This window comes from Phenylobacterium sp. (assembly GCF_035276905.1).
GTDB lineage: Bacteria > Pseudomonadota > Alphaproteobacteria > Caulobacterales > Caulobacteraceae > Phenylobacterium.
Genome location: NZ_DATELG010000134.1, coordinates 1 through 2014, shown reverse-complemented (window position 1 = coordinate 2014; position 2014 = coordinate 1). Strand labels below are relative to the sequence as shown.

The 2014-nt window shown below is 67.6% G+C and carries 2 protein-coding genes; both read left to right on the top strand.

The genetic code is table 11. The features are described 5' to 3' along the window. The first annotated feature begins 233 nt into the window (after positions 1–233). A complete protein-coding gene (locus VJS38_RS06140) occupies positions 234–884 on the top strand; it encodes a PEP-CTERM sorting domain-containing protein (protein WP_324087273.1) in 651 nt (216 codons plus the stop codon). A gap of 141 nt (positions 885–1025) precedes the next feature. Further along, on the top strand, positions 1026–1892 hold the full coding sequence (locus tag VJS38_RS06135) for a dienelactone hydrolase family protein (RefSeq protein WP_324087272.1): 867 nt from the start codon (positions 1026–1028) through the stop codon (positions 1890–1892). Positions 1893–2014 lie beyond the last annotated feature (122 nt).

Genomic DNA, 2014 nt, shown 5'->3' with positions numbered 1-2014 from the left:
CTGGGCCACACGTTTCCGCAGACTCGTCCGCGACTACGAACGACTGCCCGAGACCGTCAAAGGCCTCCACTTCGCAGCCTTCGCCTGCATCATGCTCAACAAGGCTGTCGCCACTATGTTGAGTTCCTAACAGCCTCTAGGGCCCAAACCAAGAAATAACAGTCCATAACGGCGATATCCGGGCGTCAGCTATGGCGGCGGGGGCGCGCCACAACTCTTGTTTGGGGCAACACATGAATAAGATTCTCGTGGCCGCGACTGCGGCCTTTGCACTTGCCGGCGCGGCGACCGCCGCCTCGGCGACCACCTTCGCGGGCACTTGGTCAACGACTTACAACAGCAGCGACGCTGCCGGTCTTCCGATTGTCATCAACAATGACGCGAGTTCGCCGGCTTCTGGCAATTTCAACTTCAACCTTACCGGCGTCGGCAGCTCGACCTCCGTCAACCTGTTCACGATCTCGACCGACCAGAACAGCCTGGACAGCAACGACGGCACCCCGAAGGCGTTCACGCTGTCGTTCAACTTCACCGCGCCTCAGGCGGCCAGCGGCTCGGTGGGCGGCGTCACCGAAGGTGAATCCGTTCCAGTGTATTTCCACGGTTGGTACGTGGGGAGCACTGACGAAGGCGCCCTGACCTGGAACAATGGCGGCAACACCACCCTGAACTTCGGCAGCTACGGCAAGCTGCTCGTTCACCTCGACGACGTCACCTTCAATCTGGGTGGCAGCGATTGTGACCCGGCGACCGTTGCGGCAAAGTTCACGCTGGCTTCGGCGGTGCCGGAACCGATGACCTGGGCGCTGATGCTGACGGGCTTCTTCGGCATGGGCGCGGCGATGCGCGCCAACCGTCGGCGCGCGGCCTTCACCGCGGCCTAAGATCTTCCTGCTCCACCTGAGCGGAAGTCGAGCCCCCGGGGATCGTCCCCGGGGGCTTCGTCGTTTGGGCGATGGCGCAGCTTTGACCGACCGCCGCTGAAGGCGCAGGATCGCCGCGCAAGGCCCAAGCGGAGGTCGTCCATGGTCGTTCTCACCCGCGCCGACGGCAATTGGGCCGGGGACCTCGACATGACCCGGCGGCGGATCGCGCTGGCGCTCGCCGGCGGCTATGCGGCGGCAGCGTTCTCGGCCGAGGCCGCGCCGATCAAGACCGACGCCAAGGGCCTGGAGGCGGGCGAGGTCGAGATCCCGGCCGCCGACCGCAAGATCCCCGGCTATCTCGCGCGTCCCGCAGGCAGGGGCCGGCGCGCGACCATCCTGGTCAACTCCGAGGTGTTCGGCGTCCACGAGTGGATCAAGGACGTCTGCCGCCGCCTGGCCCACGCCGGCTACGTGGCGCTCGCGCCGGACTTCTTCGTCCGCCATGGCGATCCGTCGAAGACCACCGACATGAGCGAGGTGATCAAGATCGTCGCCCAGGCCAGCGACCGGCAGGTGACCTCCGACACCGCCGCCTCGCTGAAATTCCTCAAGGCGCAGGCCTACGCCGATCCGGCCCGGCTGGGCGTCACCGGCTTTTGCTGGGGCGGCGGCAAGACCTGGCTGGCGGCCGAGCGCTTCGGCGACTTCAAGGCCGCCGTCGCCTGGTACGGCCCCTTGAAGCCCAGTCCGCGGTTCGGCGATTCGGCGGCGCCGCTGCAGCTGGTGAAGGATCTGAAGTGCCCGGTGCTCGGCCTCTACGGCGGCAAGGACCAGGGCATCCCGCTCGCCGACATCGAAGAGATGCGCGCGGCGCTGAAGGCCGCCGGCAAGGCCGGGGAGATCGTCGTCTATCCCGAGGCCCAGCACGGCTTCCTCGCCGACTACCGCCAGAGCTACGACCCGGCGGCGGCCCAGGACGGCTGGAAGCGCATGCTGGCGTTCTTTGCGGCGCACGGGGTGAAGTAGGGAAGGTTCAGTGCGGCGGCTCGTCGGGGGCGGCGGGGCCGCCGAGGGTCTGGCCGCTGGTGTCGGTGGTGGCCGGAGGCGGCGCGCGCAGGACTGGCGGCGGCGGCGTGACGACGGGCGGC